The sequence below is a fragment of the Desulfobacter sp. genome (genome assembly GCA_028768545.1).
Classification (GTDB): Bacteria; Desulfobacterota; Desulfobacteria; order Desulfobacterales; family Desulfobacteraceae; genus Desulfobacter.
The window spans coordinates 2399012-2416820 of the sequence record CP054838.1 but is presented as its reverse complement, the minus strand read 5'-3'; the positions used below and the strand labels follow the sequence as shown (position 1 = coordinate 2416820).

Genomic DNA, 17809 nt, shown 5'->3' with positions numbered 1-17809 from the left:
ATTTTAGAGGGCGTTCAAAATTCTCCGCCAGCATCAACTGAAAAGGAAATAAAAAGCCTGGCTTTGAATGCCCTTTTTTGTTTTAAGGAAATCAAATCTTTTTTAACCCGTCACCGGTTTCCTTTTTTTCATGCCCAAACAACAAAGAATCAAAAAAATAATTCCGTTTTTTTGATTCTTTTTGATATATATCCCAAGTGAATTAACCGAATACCGACCGATATTAAGGCCAATCTGACAGCCAAGAGACATAATTTTAATGAAATTAATTCTAATTGCAGGTTCGTGGGGAAGCGGGACCACTGCCGTTATCGGCGCACTGAACAGCATGGGGGTTCAGACTTTGGGGCCCTATTTTGAATCTTCGGATCCAAAAACAAAAAACACCTTTGAGCTGATGTCATTTCGGAACCTGATTCATGCCTACGTGGATGAGGCAACCTTAAAGCACAAGGATAATTATCAAAATAAATTTATCCCTGCATTGAAAAAATACCGGTTAACACTTGAGCAGCAAACCAGGACTGAAAACAACAAAATCCCAAAAGTCATTGCCTTAAAAATGCCCCTGGCCTCTATTTGCCTTCCCCAAATCTGCTCTGTATTTAAAACCAAAATAATTCTGGTTCATCGAAATTTCACGCAGATCGAAGCCTGCCGGCGGCGACGGAACTGGCCTCCCTTGTATGGTGCATTCGGCGCCAGATCCATTTATAACAAAATCTTTATTGACCTTATCGAGCATAAGCTTTCTTTTCTTGGAATCAGTTACCATGATTTTGTGAACAACAAGAGAGCCTCTTTGGAAAAAATCATCGAATTTGGCGGTCTCCAGGCCTTCCAAGAAAATCTGAAAAACGGAGAAGATTTTATTCGAACTCCCCGGATAAATCCCGCAAAAAATAACGCATGAGGCCCGAATCCGGGCGCCGGCATTTTTCTTTATAGGCCGTGCGTTTGGGCCGGCCCTATCAAATCTGCAAACCCAATCTGCCAGGCTAAAACCAAAAAGGAAGCCCGGGCCAAGCCCGGACTTCCTTTCAAATTTTTAAGCAGCACAGAAACCGCGTTTTAGATCACCCGGATTTAAAAATACCAGGCAAGGGATCCGATAAAAATGTCAATGCCGTTGTTGGGCTGTTTTAAGGAGGCATTGGAATAATGCATATACCTTGCACTCAGATCAAAATTGTCATAGCGCAGGCCCAGGCCGATCCGGTCTTCAAACTGGAGGTTGGATGACAGATTCCTGTCCTTAATAAAATACTCATCAAGATAGGCAATGCCGATGCCGCCCTCTATATAAGGGTACCAATTGGAGTCATTGGGATTAAAAGCATATAAAAAAACCGGAGACAGGGCCACGGCATTGATGTTTTTATCCCCGCCGTCCCAGTGGTTGTAGGAAAGCTCAAAATAACCGTCCAGGTATCCGGTGCTGTTTTTCAGCCAGGTAACCCCCCATTTTTTAACCAGGCCGATGCGGTAGATGTCAACATTGTCCTGACTCTGGCCGTAACCCAAGGAGAGCCCGAACCCCGAAGAATCCTGAGCCATAACACTGCTGCTGAGAAAGACCAGACAGATAAGTACAAAAATCGATTTTTTCATTATTTTCCTTTCCAATACCATCTTTTAAAATTCTAACCCTAGGGATCTTTTTTTATTTTCACAATGGTCATACACCATTTCTTAAAAAAATAAACGGGTTTTAGCCGGGCAAACCATTGGGTGATCAACCCGGCAAAAAGCCCCCTTGAATCCAGGTGTGCTGAACTTGGCAAGCGGCCCGGGTCAAAGGCTTACCCCAATCGGGCCCAATGGTTTGGATTTGGAAACTAAACCGTCTTTATCCTTGACATAAAATAGAAGGAAGTTTATATCCATCTAACAATTGAGACGACAACCCTTTGATATATATAATAGTTGAGATATAGAAATTTGAAACAGACAATTAAAAAGAATCGGGACCAGATCCTTGAGCGCTGGTTCCGTGCGACTATTGACACCTACCCTGCCCAAAGTGCAAAAATTCTGGGAAAAAACGCCAACCGCTTTGACAACCCTGTGGGAGCGGTCACCCGGGAAGGCCTTGAAGATGTCTTAAACCTGATCACGGGTAAATTTGACCGGGAAAGCCTTGAACAAGCACTTGATCCTTTGATCCGAATCCGGACGGTCCAGTCCTTTGATGCAGCAGATGCGGTCAGCTTTATCTTTGCCTTAAAAGAGATCGGTGAAAACATCATTGATCCGTCTCATGCAAAAGAGTTTGACCGGCTGGTGGACGCCATTGCCCTGGCAGGGTTCAATAAACTATTAAAATGTAAGCAAGATCTTTTCCTTTTAAAGGCCACTGAAAGCAAGAGACGCATCCACAGTGCCTTTGAAAGGGCAGGTTTAGTCAAGGAGCTTAAAGAAGAGGATCTTTTGGGCTCTTTCAAATCTTAACATGTATGATACGGTGAATGGCGGGTCATACACACAATAATGAGGTGGTTATAACATGAATCAAAGGTACTTGATCCCCCTTACAGCTGTTTTTCTGCTTTTCCTAGTGGCCTATACAGGGGTTGAGGGAGCAGGGCTTCAGGTGGTCTTTGGGGTGGTTTTTCCCTACATGGCGGTTGCTGCATTCCTCGTCGGCTTTGTTCTCAAAGTCATGGGATGGGCATCATCTGCCGTGCCGTTCAGGATTCCGACAACCTGCGGCCAGCAGAAGTCTCTGCCATGGGTAAAACAAAACTGCATTGACAATCCAAATACATCAGCCGGCGTTTTTGTCCGCATGGTTCTGGAAATTTTTCTTTTCAGATCTTTGTTTCGGAACACAAAAGCCGCGTTTAACCGGAATGCATCCAACAGGCTCTCCTATTCCTGGGAAATTTTCCTATGGTTAGGGGCCCTGGCCTTCCATTATTCTTTTCTGGTGGTTCTGCTCAGGCATTTCAGGTTTTTCACATCTCCTGTACCCACTTGCCTTAAATGGCTGGAGTACGCTGACGGCATCGTTCAAATCGGCCTTCCCGGTCTTTTCATCTCCGGTGTGGTTCTTTTGGCAGCCGCTCTTTTTCTTCTGGGGCGCAGAATCTTTGATGCAAAGGTCAACTATATTTCCCAGGCAGCGGATTATTTCCCCTTGTTTTTGATCATCGGCATTGCTGCCACCGGGATTTCCATGCGGTATTTTACCAAGGTGGACATCGTCGGGATCAAAGAGCTGACCATGGGCCTTGTCACCTTTGCCCCTGTCATCCCCGAAGGGGTGGGCGGTCTGTTTTACGCCCATGTATTCATGGTCTCTGTCCTTTTTGCCTATTTTCCGGCATCCAAGCTCATGCACATGGGCGGGGTCTTCTTGAGCCCCACCAGAAACATGGCCAACAACACCCGGGCCAAACGGCATGTAAATCCCTGGAACTATGATGTGGACATCCATACCTATGAACAGTATGAAGATCACTTCAGAGAAAAAATGATTGAAGCCGGGCTGCCGGTGGATAAGAAGGAGTAATAGATGGTTGACGAACTTACACCGGATGAAGCATTAGACAAAATAGACTATGCTCCCAAGTCCACATCTGAGCCGTCCAACTGGCTGGACACCACCAAGTCCGTTCAGATCAGACCGGGGATGTACTGTTATGCGGCAAAGCCTGAAAGTGTAGAAACACTTGGCCTGCCCAATGCCAGGGAATGGAACCCCCTGGATGACGACTGGAAGCTTCCTGAAAACTGGAAAGAAATTCTCCACAATGGCATCAAGGAACGGCTGGAGAAATTTCGGACCTTTAAAATCTTCATGGATGTCTGTGTCCGCTGCGGCGCCTGCGCTGACAAATGCCACTTTTTTTTGGGCACAGGAGATCCTAAAAACATGCCGGTCCTCAGGGCCGAGCTGCTCAGGTCCGTCTACAGGAATGATTTTACCACCGCCGGCAAGATCCTGAAAAAACTGCCCGGCGGACAGCGCCTCAACGGTGCCCGTGACCTGGATTTGGATGTGCTCAAAGAGATGTGGTACTACTTTTTCCAGTGCACTGAGTGCCGCCGCTGTTCCGTGTTCTGCCCCTACGGCATTGATACGGCTGAAATCACCATCATGGGCCGGGAACTTTTAAATCTGATCGGCCTGAACATTGACTGGATCGCAACGCCTGTTTCCAACTGTTACCAGACCGGAAACCATTTAGGGATTCAGCCCCATGCCTTTAAAGACATGCTGGATTTCTTTGTGGAGGATATTGAAGATATCACAGGGGTCAACTGTGAGCCCTCCTACCAGAAAAAAGGGGCGGACATCCTTTTTGTCACACCCTCTGGTGATGTATTTGCCGATCCGGGCACTTACACCTGTCAAGGGTATCTCATCCTGTTCAAATACCTCAAAGACAAATACGGACTGGATGTGACCTGGTCCACCTATGCATCCGAGGGCGGAAACTTTGGTTTTTTCACCTCCCATGAGACCATGAAACGGCTCAACGCCAAAATGTATGCCGAGGCCAAACGCCTGGGCGTCAAATGGATCCTTGGCGGGGAATGCGGCCATATGTGGCGGGTGATTCACCAATACATGGATACCATGAACGGCCCTGCCGATTTCATGGAGGTCCCTGTGAACCCCATCACAGGAACGGTATTTGAAAATGCCGCCTCCACCAAGATGGTCCACATCACTGAGTTCACCGCCGATTTGATCAAACACGGCAAGCTGGAACTTGACAAAAGCCGGAATGCAAATCGCATTGTCACCTTTCACGATTCCTGCAACCCGGCCCGGGGCATGGGCCTTTTGGACGAACCCAGGTACGTGATCAAAAATGTGGTGGACAACTTCTATGAAATGCCGCCCAACACCATCCGTGAGCAGACCTTTTGCTGCGGTTCAGGCGCCGGTCTCAATGCCGGTGAAAACATGGAACTGAGAATGGCAGGGGCGCTTCCCCGCGCCAATGCCCTCAAGCATGTTCATGAAAAATACGGTGTCAACACCCTGGCCACCATCTGCGCCATTGACAGGGCAGCCCTGTCCACTCTCTGCGAATACTGGGTGCCCGAGGCTGAAGTTTACGGTGTTCATGAACTGGTGGGCAACGCCTTGATTCTCCCGGGTGAAAAGGACAGAACCGAGGATCTGAGAATGGAACCCTTACCGGGCATGGAGGAGGAATCAGATGAGTAAAAATTATATAATTGCCGGGCTTGCGGTCTTTGTTATCGCTGTCCTCTCCCCCTTCTGGTTTAATATGGCCACCGAGACCATGGCCGCTCCTAAACCCGAACTTTTGGGCAAAGCCAAGGCAGAAAAAAAATGCGTCCTGGACAAATACGAGATGAGAGCCAACCACATGTCCCTTTTGGATGAATGGCGGGATTCTGTGGTCAGAGATGCAGACCGGAAATACACAGGTGCCAACGGACATACCTTTAATATGAGTCTGTCCACAGGTGATAACTCCTGCCTGGGATGCCATGAAGACAAAGCCAAATTCTGTGATTCCTGCCATGACTATGCGTCTGTCAGCCCCTACTGCTGGGAATGTCACACAAACCCCAAGGAGATTCAATGATGGAAAAGAGCAGAAGAAGCTTTCTTAAAGTAGCGGGGATTGCTGCCATTGGAATAGGTGCTGCTCCGGCAATTAACTTTGCCGCATCTGATTCTCATGGCGCGGCCCATGCGGTGAAAGCCAAGAACCACGAAGCCCTTCACGCCCACCGCTGGGGCATGGTAATTGATACCAACAAGCTGAACGAAGAAGTAGCCGAGGCCGTCAGAGAGGCCTGCCACAAAGCCCATAATGTCCCGGATTTCAACCATGAGGTGGACGAGGAAAAATTTCCCAACACCCGTCCTGTAAATCACCACCAGGATATCAAATGGATCTGGGAAGAACATTTTCATTCTGCCTTTCCGGACAAGGAAGATGAATTTTTAGCTGAACGTTTCAAACATCTTCCCTTTCTGGTCACCTGCAACCATTGCAAAGAGGCGCCCTGCGTTCAGGCATGCCCCACCCAGGCCACCTTTAAAAGGGAAGACGGGATTGTTCTGATGGACTATCACCGCTGCATCGGCTGCAGGTTCTGTATGGCTGCCTGCCCTTACGGATCCAGAAGTTTCAACTTCAGGGATCCAAGGCCGTTTATCGAAGAAACCGATCCGGACTTCCCCACACGGACCAAGGGGGTGATTGAAAAATGCAACCTGTGCGCCGAACGCCTGGCCAGAGGCGAGCAGCCCCATTGTGTAGAGGCCAGCGAAGGTGCCATTGTTGTGGGTGATCTGGAAGATCCCGAATCTGAAATCCGGGAACTTCTTAACGAACATTATTCAATCAGACGTAAACAATCCCTGGGCACAGAGCCCAGTGTTTACTACATCGTTTAAGAGAGGCGAGTATGCTTGAGATAGCTATTAAAGGAAGTAAAACTTATTGGTTATGGATAGTCTTTCTGCTCGCCGTCATGGGAGCAGGCGCCCTGGTATATGTTGACCAGTTCGTGAACGGTCTGCAGATCACCGGCATGAACCGGGATGTATCCTGGGGATTTTATATTGCCAACTTCACCTTCCTGGTCGGCGTGGCTGCAGGGGGGGTTATGGTTGTCATTCCCTATTATCTTCACAATTATGAAAAATTTCACAGAATCACCATTTTAGGTGAATTTCTGGCCGTGGCCTCCTTGATCATGTGCCTGTTGTTCATCGTGGTCGATCTGGGTCAGCCCATCCGTATGCTCAATGTGCTGCTCTACCCCACCCCCCACTCCATGCTCTTTTATGACATGCTTGTTCTCAACGGGTATCTATTTTTGAACATTGTCGTGGGCTGGAAGGTGCTGGAAGCCGAGAGAAATCAGGTGGAACCGGTCTGGTGGACCAAACCGCTGGTCTATCTTTCCATCCCCTTTGCCATTGGGATCCATACGGTCACGGCCTATCTTTACTGCGGCCTTCCGGGACGCGGCTATTGGCTGACCGCCATTTTGGCCCCCAGATTTCTGGCCTCTGCCTTTGCAGCGGGTCCGGCATTTTTGATTATCCTCTGCTATATCATCAAAAAATTCACCAAGTTTGATCCGGGCTGGGAAGCCATTCAGACCTTGTCCAAAATTGTCTGCTGGGCCATCATTGCCAATTTGTTCTTCTTTGCCTGTGAATGTTTTGTGGTTTACTACTCAGGAATCCCGAGTCATAAAGCCCATATCGGCTACCTGCTCTTCGGCTACCACGGTTACAACATGATGGTTCCCTGGATGTGGTCTGCCCTGGCCCTGATGACCCTGGGTGCTATTTTCCTGATCATTCCAAAATTAAGAAACAACAAAACCCTGCTGCCCATCACCTGCGCCATGATTTTCTTTGGTGCCTGGATTGACAAGGCTTTAGGGATGATTGCCGGCGGTTTTGTTCCCTCGCCTCTGCACCATGTGACGGAATACGCCCCCACCGGCAAAGAAATGATGATCTCCCTGGCCGTATACGCCACGGGATTTTTTGTACTGACCATTTTGTTCAAACTGGCAACCACAGTTAAAGAAGAGGTTCGCGGTTAATTTTTTAACCCGCAACTCTTAAGGTAATACCCAAAGGGGGCTTTTTTTTAAAAGCCCCCTTTTTATTTATTTATGACTCAATTTTCAAACCATATCATCCCGACCCGGGATGTCCCCATGGAATCCCTGAAAAACCGGGTGCTGGCAGCCCTTTACCAGGGAGACCCGTCTCTTGTTACAACGCTGCTGGAGACCATTCTTAAACAGGTCAAAAAAGAAAAAATATTAGAAACCTGTGAAAAACATCTGCGCCAGATCCAGGTGGCCCTGAAACGGTTTATCCCCACCCTGGGCAAAGGTCCTGATCTTGAGAATCTCACACTAAAATCAAACGACCTTTACAGGTTTTTAAGGAACCAATCCCGGAAACGAGACCTGGTTTATCTGGACTATGATGGCTGGGAAAATAAACTGGGCCTGGCCCAATGGCAGTGGGCCCCCCTGTTCAAACATGCAGTAACATTCCAGATGACCTCAGGATGTTCCAGCTATTGCCGGCGGTGCAATGAATGGGCCCTGCCAAGGGTCAGGGGACATTTTACCCAAACAGCCGTAACACGGTTCATTCAAACCTTCTTGGACCTGAACAATACCGATCTTGCCCTCTACGGGGGATCAGACCCCCTGGACTGGACCGATCCCCCCTGGAATCTAACCCATATCCTGACACGCATTAACGCCCCCTGCCAATTTAGTTTGCTGACTAAAATTCCCAGGGCCAGACAAACACTTGTCCGACAATTGGTTAAAGACAAGATTCCTTTTTCCGTGAGCCTGACCGACAGAAACAAGCACAGGGTCCTGGATCTTGAAGCAGATATCGGGCAAACTTTTTCCAAACAGCATGCCGGTTCCGACCTTTTGATCCCGGCCTGTCTTGACGAGGATTTTGAATCTGTCAAACCCTCGATCACGGACTCTTACGGCACGGAGATTTCTCTGGACGGTGCCTTTATCATCATCCCGACCTTTACCTCAGCCCTTTATCCCTTTGGGCATAAAAAAATTCCTGTGACCTGTGACACCCCTTTTTTCCCGGTTAAAAAACTGGGCCGCCCTGCCCTGCTGGTCGACTATTTCAAACCCCTTGAGGTTCAGGGTAAACAGGGAAAATTTCAATTGTCCCGGCTTTTGGATGTTCAAGTGGAAAACATTCTTCTGGACAACGGGGATGACCAACTGACCCCGCCAGGCATGAGAAGCGTAAAAGAATATTTTGAAATTTTTGAGGACAAGGCAAGAATTCAGCGCAAAAACATGACCCTGTCCGTGGTCAGGCGGATCAAAAAAGAGCAGCTTAAAAACCACCCTTTTTCTTTTCTTTCTTTATCCCAGAAAACGAAATATAAAGAAAAAATCCAGGCCCATCTTGATTTTACCCGAAAAACCCCTGTGGCAGAGGCAAGGGTCTCTGCAGCCGCCTTTTTCATGGCCGCCCTTAAATCCTATCTCTCAGCCCGGCCGGAAAAACAGGCCATCATCGCCTTTTTAACCCGAAAGGAATATCAACGCAGCCAAAAAACGACAACGGCGGGTTTAAATACCCCCCTGGCCCAAAAATTTTTGGATCCAAATCAGAATGCCTGGGCATTGTTCAGATATCATGCCCTGAGCTTTGTTCACAAAGGGGATACAAGACCTGGTGAGCAGTTTGTCAAAGACTGGCAGGCGGTTTATAATGTTGAAACCGATTGGTTTGAAAAAGCCTGACCCGGGGTTGGCCTTGATTGGCCTTTGACCCATAATCATGATACTCTTTTTTTCCCATGAATGATCAGATCAAAGAGGTGGGGGCTTTTTTTTATCCCTGACCGATACACTGGTACGCAGCCCCTGGACTGACAGGGCAGTTTCCTTTGCTACAGCCCAGGGTCCTGTCCAGCTTGTTCTCCTCTTTCTTGTATCCTCCATGGTCATGGTCTGGCGCCTGAATGCCGTTGAAAAAAAAGGGTTTGAAGGCACCCTGGTCATGCCCTATTGTTCCGGATTTGCCAACCTTGCCTTTGCCTTTGTCATGGGACGGACCAACGGCCCCAGCAGTCTTGTGCTTGAAAACTGCATGGTCAACAATGTTACCAACCTCACCCTGATCCTGGGCCTCTGCGCCCTGTTTACCGGAACCCACCTGAACAAAAAGTCCAAAGCCCCCCAGGAGCGAATCTCCTATTTTTCCCTTGTACTGACCATCATCGGCCTGCTTTTTTTCACCGGGGCCGTGTATACCCTTTCCAGGGACAAGGTTCTTGATTTTTCCGACGGACTCATGCTTTGCGGCCTGTTTTTATTCTGGCAGATCATTCATATCTTTGAGTTGCTCAAGACCAACGTTGGAAAAAACAACACCCTGACCCCCAGCCTGATTGCTGACCTTATCCTTGCAGGCCTGGTCGCCTGGGCCTGCCTTCACAGTATCGAAGGGCTGGTCGCCTGGGTGACAACCCATGAAAAAGGGCTGTTGTCCCTAAAATACCTGGGCCTTTTAAGCGGGATTCTCATGGTCATCCCCAATGGTCTGCTGGCCTTTTACTATTCAGCCAGGGCAAGATCTGATATTGCCTATTCATCACAGATGGGGGACTGCCATATCTGCATTCCCCTGTGCATCGGCCTTTATGCCCTGTTTACCCCCATAAATCTGCCAGAAAGTTTTCTGCCCGGGATGGTTGCCATTCTCGGGGCAGGATGTGTTCATCTGATCTTTACCATTCTTTTAGGAAAAATCCCCCGGATCATCGGCGCCGGCCTGGCCGTGGGATATTTTGTCTTTGTTTTCAAAGGATTTATCCAGCTATAAAAAAGGGTTGAACCTGATCTCTGGAATATGCTCCCTCTGCTTTTGGGGTTTCTCAACCCTTAAATTTCTGATATGACTTACCAGATGATTAAAGGATATGCATTTATTTTATCGGCCGCCGCCTGCTGGGGCGTTATCGGCATTTTTTCCTCAATCGCATTTGAGCAGGGACTGGGCCCCATGGAAGTAGCCTTTTGGCGGGCATTGATCACCTGGTTTTTCTTCGGCGCCCAGGCCCTTGTTTCCAAGCAGGTCTCCATGAAAAAAAAGGATGCCCCCCTGATGGTTGTCTTTGCCCTGCTGGGGATATCCTTATTTTATATTTCATACCAGTTTGCCGTCAAACAGGCCGGAGCCGCCTTTGCCTCTGTCCTGCTCTATACGGCCCCGGCCTGGGTGGTCATCTCTTCTCGTTTCATATACAAGGAAAGACTGACCTGGACCAAGCTTGGGTCCGTTTTCATAGTGATTTCAGGGGTTTTTCTCATATCAAAAACCGGGGGCAATACCCAGTCAGGCACCCCTTTGACCCTGATGGCCGTGCTTTCAGGCCTGACCGCAGGATTCTGCTATTCCCTTTACTATACCATGGGGAAATATTTTTCCGGCCGGTATTCCAGCGCCAACCTTTTTTTATGGCTTTTGCCCATCGGTGTTTTGGGCATTTTGCCCTTTGTTGAGTTTGTCCATAAAACCCCGGTGGCCTGGGCTGCGCTTGCCGGGGTTTCCCTTGTCTCCACCTTTCTTGCCAATATCTGCTATTACCGGGGATTAAAGCATCTGGAAACGGGAAAGGCCTCCATTGTGGCCACAATGGAGCCTGTGGTCGCCGCAGTCACCGCCTATTTTTTTCTGGGGGAATATTTCACCTTTTTCGGATATATGGGGGCAAGCCTCATCATTCTGGCCGTGGTTCTCACCATCGTGAAAAACTAAAAAATCCAGCCCCCTTTAAAAATTTGATCTTTTCATTCATACTCTTCCTTGACAAAGGCAAAGGCCTTACGATAAAAAAACTATGGCAAGAATGACACTAGGCCATTCTTTTATAGAGCCTGTGAATACTGTTTATACAAGAGGTGTTCCCCCCTAAAATCGTCCCAATTGAATAGGAGCTTGATGTTATGTTTAAAAAAGGTCTCTGGCTGTTCATCATTCTGAGTCTGGCCATGCCGGCTTTCGCGGCAGAAAGGCGCAAACCCGTGCCCATCGAGGGAAAAAGCATACTGCCCTTACGCGTCCTTGCCAGACCCTTTTCCAACATCTATTCGACTAAAGATATCACCAGCACCACTGTCAAAGAAAATGTGCCTGCATTTCAGCCCTATTATGTGTATGCCAGGCCAAGTGCCGAAGACATAGAACTCCAGGACGGGTGGTATGAAATCGGTGCGGACAACCGGGGCAATGTGCTGGGGTGGATGCAGGCCAAAGATGTGTTTGAGTGGAAACAGACCATGTGTCTTGCCTATACCCATCCCGAGGGCCGCAACCCCGTGCTCATGTTTGCCCAGAAAAAACCCCTGGCAGATATTGTTGTCCAGGATGCCCAATCCAGAGCACTTGAAGTGGAAAAACTCTACACTGCCCTTGAAACAAAAGAGATTCCGGAAGATTTCCCCATCCGTTCGGTCGAACCCAAACAGGCCGTGGACATTGCAAGCCAATTTTATCTGCTGCCGATTCTCTCGTTTGAGGAGCTGGAAATTGACGGCCGGGAAGGACGGCTGGTTCAAATTGCCGCGGCCACGGCCCAGGGCCCTGATGCACGGCAGTCCACAGATATCAGCCTGAATAACGCCTATCTGGACGAAGCCAACCAGGAGGCAGCCCAGGCAAGCGCCAGCGTTTTAAAGGCCATGAATATGGATGTGGTCTTTGTCTCGGACACCACCGTGTCCATGCGCCCCTATATTCAAGCCACCCTGGATGTTGTCAAGCAGGTGGTTCAGGACCTTGGATCAGACCCGGCAACCGCCCAAAGTCTTCGGTTCGGGGTTTGGGGCTATCGTGACCCTGTGGATCAAATCCCGGGGATCGGCTATACCACCCACAACTACACCCCGGATCTGCTGCCGCCCCAATGAATTTGTAGATGTGCTCTCCCAGGTGGATGTGACCACCACGGACTCTGATGACTATGCCGAAGATGTATTCAGCGGCATCAGCGACGCCATTTCCCAGACCGCCTGGACAGACGGGGCCATCCGCATTGTTGTGCTGTTAGGAGATGCCCCGGGCCATGACACCGGTCACAAGTACAATGTCTCAGGCCAGTCCACCCAGACCTTGCGCGCCATTTCCGATGATTTTTCCATCTATCTTTATGCCATGCATGTAAAAGCGCCCAGGGCTAAAAAATACCATGAACCCGCCCGGATGCAGTTCATGGAGTTGAGTGCCAACCCGGGTATGCAGGGTGAAAGCGCCTACTACTCTGTCAGTTCTGAAGATCTTCCAGGATTCACCCGGATCGCCCAAGAGATCACCTATGCCCTGACCACCATGCTCAGCGCTGTCAAGCAGGGCAATACAGACCAAGCCCTGGGTGACTCACCGATCACCCAGGCCTCTTTCAGCGAAGAAGCAGCCCTCAGCCAGGAACCAGGTCCAGGGGCGGCCCCGGCCGCAGAAGGCACGGTTCTCCCGGCAGCCCCCTCTGCTCGGGCCCAGGCCTTGCCGACCCAAACCCAGGACTATCAAGAAGACCCCAGTGCCCAGGATCTGGCCTTTCAGATGGTCAAGGCCGCCATGGTGGAATGGATCGGAAAACAGACCGGCGCCCAGGGACATTGTTGCCTATGCCACAAACAAAGACCTGATCACCCCGGAATCCAGGCCATGGAGGTCAGGCTCCTGATCAACAAGCGCCAGCTCGACTCTTTGAACACCATTTTAAAAGAAGTCATGGCAGCAGGACGCAGGGGCCAGATCGGGGGGGAAGATTTTTTCAGCGCCCTGCAGGCCACCTCTGCTGCGGCTTCCCGTGATCCCAATTTGATCAAAAATGCCAAAACCATGGCAGATACCGGTCTGATTCCTGAATTTCTTTCAGGCCTGCCCTATAAGAGCAGTCTTATGAGCATGAACAACGATCTGTGGATGAACAGGATGAATTTTTAAATGAACTGGAAGCCAAAATCCAGGCCTATCAGTCCATCCATGACAGGCCCGAAGGCTGGGTCGCCCTTAACCCGGAAGATGATTCAGACGAGCATGTCTACCCTGTCAGTCTGAAGCTGCTCCCATAACCCGAAAATATCATAAAATTTTAAAGGTTCCGGAGATATATTTTATGATTCTACACACTCCGGGTTTGGAGTCGGCATAATGGCCAGGACCCAGACGGTGCTCCGGTTAAGGCAACTTAACCATACCCGTTCCCAGGCCGGAGTCCGATTTGAACTGGTGGTTCCCGAGCTGGATCTTGTCCCGGGGCAATTTATTGCCCTGGTCGGCCCCTCAGGATGTGGGAAATCAACGCTTTTAGATATTCTAGGCCTGGTGCTCAAGCCTAAAAAAATCGATCAGTTTTTCATCACAGCCAATGAAACCCCCATTGACTTAACCTGTCTTGGCCAGGCAGATCTTGCCAAAATCCGGGGCCGGCACATCGGTTATGTGCTCCAGACCGGCGGGTTGCTTCCCTTTTTAAGTGTCCGTGAAAACATCTTGCTGCCTTTGCGTTTAAACAGACAAAAAGACCAGGGCCAGGTCAATGCCATAACCCAGGACCTGAGCATAGAAGAACAGCTGGATAAACTGCCCGGATTTCTGTCAGGCGGCCAGCACCAGAGGGTGGCCATTGCAAGGGCCTTGATTCATGCCCCCCAAATTGTCCTGGCAGACGAGCCCACCGCAGCCGTGGATGAACTCACTGCTGTGGAAATCCGGGACCAGTTCAGACAACTGAGCCGCAAATCCTGCACCACCACCATCATGGTCACCCATGACACATCCCTGATCAGGGGGCGGGTGGACCGGGTCTTCAACTTTAAGGTGGAGCGCAAAACCGCTGATTTAACCCGTTCGACCTTAGAGGAACAAAAATGCCTATGACTGGCCAAGACAAAAAGACCTGGCGCCCTGGCCTGGTCCCAAGCCTGGCATGGGCTGATCTTAAGCATGAATGGATCCTAAGCCTCTGCCTGTTTCTGGCCGTGGCAGCCGTGGTCGGCCCCCTTCTGCTCTTGTTCGGTTAAAAAAACGGAACCATGGAAACATTGAGATCCCGGCTGCTCCAGGATCCCCGAAACCGTGAGATCCGTCCCATGGTCAGCCGTTCTTTTACCCCGGATTGGCTGGAAAGACTCCAAACCGATCCCAGAGTTGATTTTCTTGTGCCCACCACCCGGAGTATTTCCGCCAGTGTGCAGCTTAAATCTAAAACCGGCAAACTCTCCTTGGAAGCACAGCCCACAGCGCTCAATGACCCGCTTTTAATTGAAAACAATGCCGCGCCTCCCCTGGACGGCCAATGTGTGGTGTCCACGGAAACCGCCCGAAAATTAAAAGCCGGCACCGGGGACAAAATACAACTGATTGTGAAACGCTTAAAGGGCAGTCAGTTTGAAACCGGCCAGACCCGCCTGACCATCTCAGGGGTGCTTGATCCCAGGGCAACGGCCCGGGATCTTGTGTATTTTCCCCTAAGTCTTTTAGAGGACATAGAAGGATTTAAAGATGGACAGGCCGTGAGCAAATTTGGATGGAAAGGTGCGGTTCCTCTGGCCAAACCTGTGTATGACGGTGTGGTTGTAGGACTTGATACCCCCATGGATCCCGTACTCAAGGTCAAACTGATTTCAGGCACAGGTTTGAGCAGGGTGGAAAAACTGGCTCAAGACCGACAGCTCAACACCCTGGGCTATACATTAACCCACAAAAAACATATCTATATTATCAGCACCCAAAATGCCCTGGGAAAAGAAGTACTCACCACGGCCGGCCGCAGGCTAAGGGGGAAAAATGCTCTGGTGCTGCCCTGGGTAAAGCCCACTCAAATCATGCTTGGCAACAAAGCCATGACCCTGTTTGCATTGCCCCATACCCTGGAATCTGATACCCCTTGGGCCCAAAACCTGCCCATGGGCCCTGGCTGGCGCCAAACGATTCTGCCCAAAGACTTTAAAATAAAGCCGGAAGATCAACTCGTATCCGACTCCGGACTCAGTATCCCGGTGATCCCACAGCACCCCCTGGTTTCCCGGGAGGGTCAGGTTCTGGTGCCGCCGGAGCTTGCCGGCATTTTAAACTTAAGCCAAAGGCGGCAGATCTCCTGGCTAGACCGGGAAGATAAATTTATTTTAAAACGAAGAGGGTATGCTGCGTTCAGGCTTTATGCCAAAACCCTTGAGGATGTTGCCCCCTTAAAGGAGACCTTTGAAGCACAGGGGATCCCTGTCCACACAGAGGCGGAACGGATCCGGGATATTCAGGCACTGGACCAAAACCTGGGCATGATATTCTGGCTCATCGCCATTGGCGGCGTTTTGGACGGGGCCGGTTCGCTGACCGCAAGCCTGTATGCCTCGGTTGAACGCAAACGCAGGGATTTGGGGGTGCTGGGTCTCATCGGGTTCGGTCAAAATGCCCTGCTGAGTTTCCCCCTTTTCCAGGCGTTTTTCCTGTCCATGGGCGGCTTAATCCTTGCCTCAGGCTTTTATATGGGCATGGCCGGTTTAATCAACCAGCTTTTTTCTTCCCAACTGGCTGCGGGTGAAAGTGTTTGCCGCCTGGGCTGGGATCACCTGGCCTATGCGGCATCCGGGGTGATCTTTCTGGGACAAACCGCTACCGCACTCGCGGCCTTCCGGGTCATCACCATAGATCCGGCCGAGGCCCTAAGGGATGAATGATGATTAACCCTAAAGCCTTTTTTTTCTCGATATTATTTCTGGCCTTGTCCCTGACCTTTTCCTGTGCCCTGCCGGCCTTTGCCCAAAAGACCGTGGACAATCCCAGCCCTGCCCAAAATGATTTTATCATCCCCCTGCCCCAGAACCGGCAGATGGTTTTCAGACCGGTATTCATCGGCCAGGGAGATCAACCCTTTGCCCAGCGCAGCTTTCGCATGGGTGATCCTGACGGCGGGTTTAAGGAACACCCTACTCAAGTGAGCCTTTCCGGCTCTTTTTTAGGGCAGAGCAAATCCGGAAAAGACTGGTTTTATTATATGGCCAAATATGAGGTCAACCAGGGACAATGGGCAGCGGTCATGGACCGGCCCGGCATGGATGAAAAGACTGCTGACAAACCTGTTTCAAACCTTACCTGGTTTGAGGCACAGCAATTTATGGACAAGTTAAACCAATGGCTGTTTGCCAATGCCCTGGATCAACTGCCAAAATCAGGTGCCAGCACAGGCTTTGTCCGCCTGCCCTCCGAAGCGGAATGGGAATTTGCCGCAAGGGGAGGGGCCATGGTCTCAAACGATGCCTTTGACCGGCGGATTCCGTACACCCAAAGACTGAGCGCCTGCGAATGGTTTGCAGGCCCCAAGTCCAGCCATGGTAAAATTAAAGGCATAGGTCTTCTCCAGCCCAATCCCCTGGGCCTTCACGATATGCTGGGCAATGTCTCTGAAATCACCCGCGACCTGTACATGATCGAGTATTACCAGGGCCGGCCAGGCGGGTTTGTTGCCCGGGGAGGGCATTATCTGACGTCGGAAAAAAAAATGCGCACCAGCCTGCGAACCGAAGAACCCTTTTACATTGCAAGGGGCAGTAAACCGCCCAGCCCCAATCAAAAAGCCACCATGGGGTTGCGCCCTGTGATGGCCGCCGTGGTCTTTGGAGACCGTACTGCCGCCCAGGCCTATGCAGAGGCCTGGGACAGCTACAGAACAGGGAGCGGCGCTGCCACGCCGGCGGCAGTGAGCACAGCCCCCACCAGCCAGAAAAGCCAGGTCAGCATTGACCAGGCCGGAGAATACCTGGCCCGCCTTGAAAAAATGGCCGGTGAGGATGCCCGGATGCTCCAGGAACTTGGCCGGCTCAAAGGCATTATGGCAGATGTCAGGTTTATCCAGGCCAAAGCCGATGTTGAGACAGCCTATGCCTGGTTTAAAATCGCGGCTGAAAGAGGATTTTTTATCTACCTTGAGAGCAAAAAACTGCCGACCATACAAAAATTGATCACGGCTGCCGCCGCAGGGAAACGTGCGGCCATGAAAGAAAAACTTGAAACCCGGAACCAGGAAATTCTGGCCAATATCTCCCAGGCCATGGACAATTATTCAGCCTCATTGCGGCAGCTTGAGACCTTGGACCCAAAGGCCAGACAGGCCGGTGGAAACAGGTATTTAAAATTCTTACTGGAAAATGATGCAGCCCAGCAGATGAATGTGGCCAAACTGGTTGAAAAGCATCTTGACACCCTTGTTAAAACCAAACGGACGTCCCCTGAAAACTGGCAAAAAGAGTTAAGTACCCTAGGCATATAAGGAGG

The 17809-nt window shown here is 50.2% G+C and carries 15 protein-coding genes and 1 pseudogene; 15 read left to right on the top strand and 1 reads right to left on the bottom strand.

From position 1 onward, the window contains the following. Positions 1 to 259 precede the first annotated feature (259 nt). Positions 260 to 913: a sulfotransferase gene (locus tag HUN05_11560; GenBank protein ID WDP85689.1), complete on the top strand. Its 654-nt coding sequence runs from the start codon at positions 260 to 262 to the stop codon at positions 911 to 913. A 173-nt stretch (positions 914 to 1086) separates the two neighbouring features. On the opposite strand, the gene HUN05_11555 is transcribed toward HUN05_11560, so the two are convergent. Further along, on the bottom strand, positions 1087 to 1611 hold the full coding sequence (locus tag HUN05_11555) for an acyloxyacyl hydrolase (protein ID WDP85688.1): 525 nt from the start codon (positions 1609 to 1611) through the stop codon (positions 1087 to 1089). A 330-nt stretch (positions 1612 to 1941) separates the two neighbouring features. Between HUN05_11555 and HUN05_11550 the strand changes: the two genes are divergently transcribed. The 14 genes and pseudogenes from HUN05_11550 (at position 1942) to HUN05_11485 (ending at position 17804) form a co-directional block, all read left to right on the top strand. Further along, on the top strand, positions 1942 to 2451 hold the full coding sequence (locus HUN05_11550) for an RsbRD N-terminal domain-containing protein (protein WDP85687.1): 510 nt from the start codon (positions 1942 to 1944) through the stop codon (positions 2449 to 2451). Positions 2452 to 2506: 55 nt separating this feature from the next. After that, a complete protein-coding gene (gene dsrM, locus HUN05_11545) occupies positions 2507 to 3514 on the top strand; it encodes a sulfate reduction electron transfer complex DsrMKJOP subunit DsrM (protein WDP85686.1) in 1008 nt (335 codons plus the stop codon). Positions 3515 to 3517: 3 nt separating this feature from the next. Beyond that, the gene (locus HUN05_11540; GenBank protein WDP85685.1) at positions 3518 to 5185 is read left to right on the top strand and encodes a (Fe-S)-binding protein; all 1668 of its coding nucleotides are present in this window, start codon (positions 3518 to 3520) and stop codon (positions 5183 to 5185) included. Beyond that, positions 5178 to 5573 (top strand): sulfate reduction electron transfer complex DsrMKJOP subunit DsrJ, encoded by a 396-nt coding sequence (gene dsrJ, locus HUN05_11535; protein WDP85684.1) that lies wholly within the window; start codon positions 5178 to 5180, stop codon positions 5571 to 5573. The genes HUN05_11540 and dsrJ overlap by 8 nt, the downstream gene beginning before the upstream one ends. Continuing rightward, positions 5570 to 6394 (top strand): 4Fe-4S dicluster domain-containing protein, encoded by an 825-nt coding sequence (locus HUN05_11530; protein WDP85683.1) that lies wholly within the window; start codon positions 5570 to 5572, stop codon positions 6392 to 6394. Before dsrJ ends, HUN05_11530 begins: the two co-directional genes overlap by 4 nt. Before the next feature lie 11 nt (positions 6395 to 6405). Then, positions 6406 to 7563 (top strand): polysulfide reductase NrfD, encoded by a 1158-nt coding sequence (gene nrfD / locus HUN05_11525; protein ID WDP85682.1) that lies wholly within the window; start codon positions 6406 to 6408, stop codon positions 7561 to 7563. 117 nt (positions 7564 to 7680) lie between these two features. Then, complete coding sequence (locus HUN05_11520) at positions 7681 to 9273, top strand: hypothetical protein (GenBank protein ID WDP85681.1); 1593 nt, start codon at positions 7681 to 7683, stop codon at positions 9271 to 9273. A 199-nt stretch (positions 9274 to 9472) separates the two neighbouring features. Next, positions 9473 to 10357, top strand: coding sequence for a sodium:calcium symporter (locus HUN05_11515; protein ID WDP85680.1), 885 nt, complete (start codon positions 9473 to 9475; stop codon positions 10355 to 10357). Positions 10358 to 10441: 84 nt separating this feature from the next. Next, complete coding sequence (locus tag HUN05_11510) at positions 10442 to 11293, top strand: EamA family transporter (protein WDP85679.1); 852 nt, start codon at positions 10442 to 10444, stop codon at positions 11291 to 11293. 188 nt (positions 11294 to 11481) lie between these two features. Then, positions 11482 to 13608 (top strand): annotated as a pseudogene (locus tag HUN05_11505) (VWA domain-containing protein). Between the two features lie 79 nt (positions 13609 to 13687). Next, entirely contained in the window at positions 13688 to 14416 is a 729-nt protein-coding gene (locus HUN05_11500; GenBank protein WDP85678.1) for an ATP-binding cassette domain-containing protein, read from the top strand. After that, a complete protein-coding gene (locus HUN05_11495) occupies positions 14413 to 14559 on the top strand; it encodes a hypothetical protein (GenBank protein WDP85677.1) in 147 nt (48 codons plus the stop codon). The genes HUN05_11500 and HUN05_11495 overlap by 4 nt, the downstream gene beginning before the upstream one ends. 12 nt (positions 14560 to 14571) lie before the next feature. Further along, positions 14572 to 16215 (top strand): ABC transporter permease, encoded by a 1644-nt coding sequence (locus HUN05_11490; GenBank protein ID WDP85676.1) that lies wholly within the window; start codon positions 14572 to 14574, stop codon positions 16213 to 16215. Continuing rightward, the gene (locus HUN05_11485; protein ID WDP88038.1) at positions 16215 to 17804 is read left to right on the top strand and encodes an SUMF1/EgtB/PvdO family nonheme iron enzyme; all 1590 of its coding nucleotides are present in this window, start codon (positions 16215 to 16217) and stop codon (positions 17802 to 17804) included. Before HUN05_11490 ends, HUN05_11485 begins: the two co-directional genes overlap by 1 nt. Positions 17805 to 17809 lie beyond the last annotated feature (5 nt).

Excerpts from the sequence above, each read along its gene's own strand:
- dsrM (WDP85686.1), top strand. The coding sequence starts at position 2,507 with ATGAATCAAAGGTACTTGATCCCCCTTACAGCTGTTTTTCTGCTTTTC.
- HUN05_11495 (WDP85677.1), top strand. The coding sequence starts at position 14,413 with ATGACTGGCCAAGACAAAAAGACCTGGCGCCCTGGCCTGGTCCCAAGC.
- nrfD (WDP85682.1), top strand. The coding sequence starts at position 6,406 with ATGCTTGAGATAGCTATTAAAGGAAGTAAAACTTATTGGTTATGGATA.
- HUN05_11530 (WDP85683.1), top strand. The coding sequence starts at position 5,570 with ATGATGGAAAAGAGCAGAAGAAGCTTTCTTAAAGTAGCGGGGATTGCT.
- HUN05_11555 (WDP85688.1), bottom strand. The coding sequence starts at position 1,611 with ATGAAAAAATCGATTTTTGTACTTATCTGTCTGGTCTTTCTCAGCAGC.
- HUN05_11515 (WDP85680.1), top strand. The coding sequence starts at position 9,473 with ATGGTCATGGTCTGGCGCCTGAATGCCGTTGAAAAAAAAGGGTTTGAA.
- dsrJ (WDP85684.1), top strand. The coding sequence starts at position 5,178 with ATGAGTAAAAATTATATAATTGCCGGGCTTGCGGTCTTTGTTATCGCT.
- HUN05_11510 (WDP85679.1), top strand. The coding sequence starts at position 10,442 with ATGATTAAAGGATATGCATTTATTTTATCGGCCGCCGCCTGCTGGGGC.
- HUN05_11520 (WDP85681.1), top strand. The coding sequence starts at position 7,681 with ATGGAATCCCTGAAAAACCGGGTGCTGGCAGCCCTTTACCAGGGAGAC.
- HUN05_11485 (WDP88038.1), top strand. The coding sequence starts at position 16,215 with ATGATTAACCCTAAAGCCTTTTTTTTCTCGATATTATTTCTGGCCTTG.
- HUN05_11490 (WDP85676.1), top strand. The coding sequence starts at position 14,572 with ATGGAAACATTGAGATCCCGGCTGCTCCAGGATCCCCGAAACCGTGAG.
- HUN05_11560 (WDP85689.1), top strand. The coding sequence starts at position 260 with ATGAAATTAATTCTAATTGCAGGTTCGTGGGGAAGCGGGACCACTGCC.
- HUN05_11540 (WDP85685.1), top strand. The coding sequence starts at position 3,518 with ATGGTTGACGAACTTACACCGGATGAAGCATTAGACAAAATAGACTAT.
- HUN05_11500 (WDP85678.1), top strand. The coding sequence starts at position 13,688 with ATGGCCAGGACCCAGACGGTGCTCCGGTTAAGGCAACTTAACCATACC.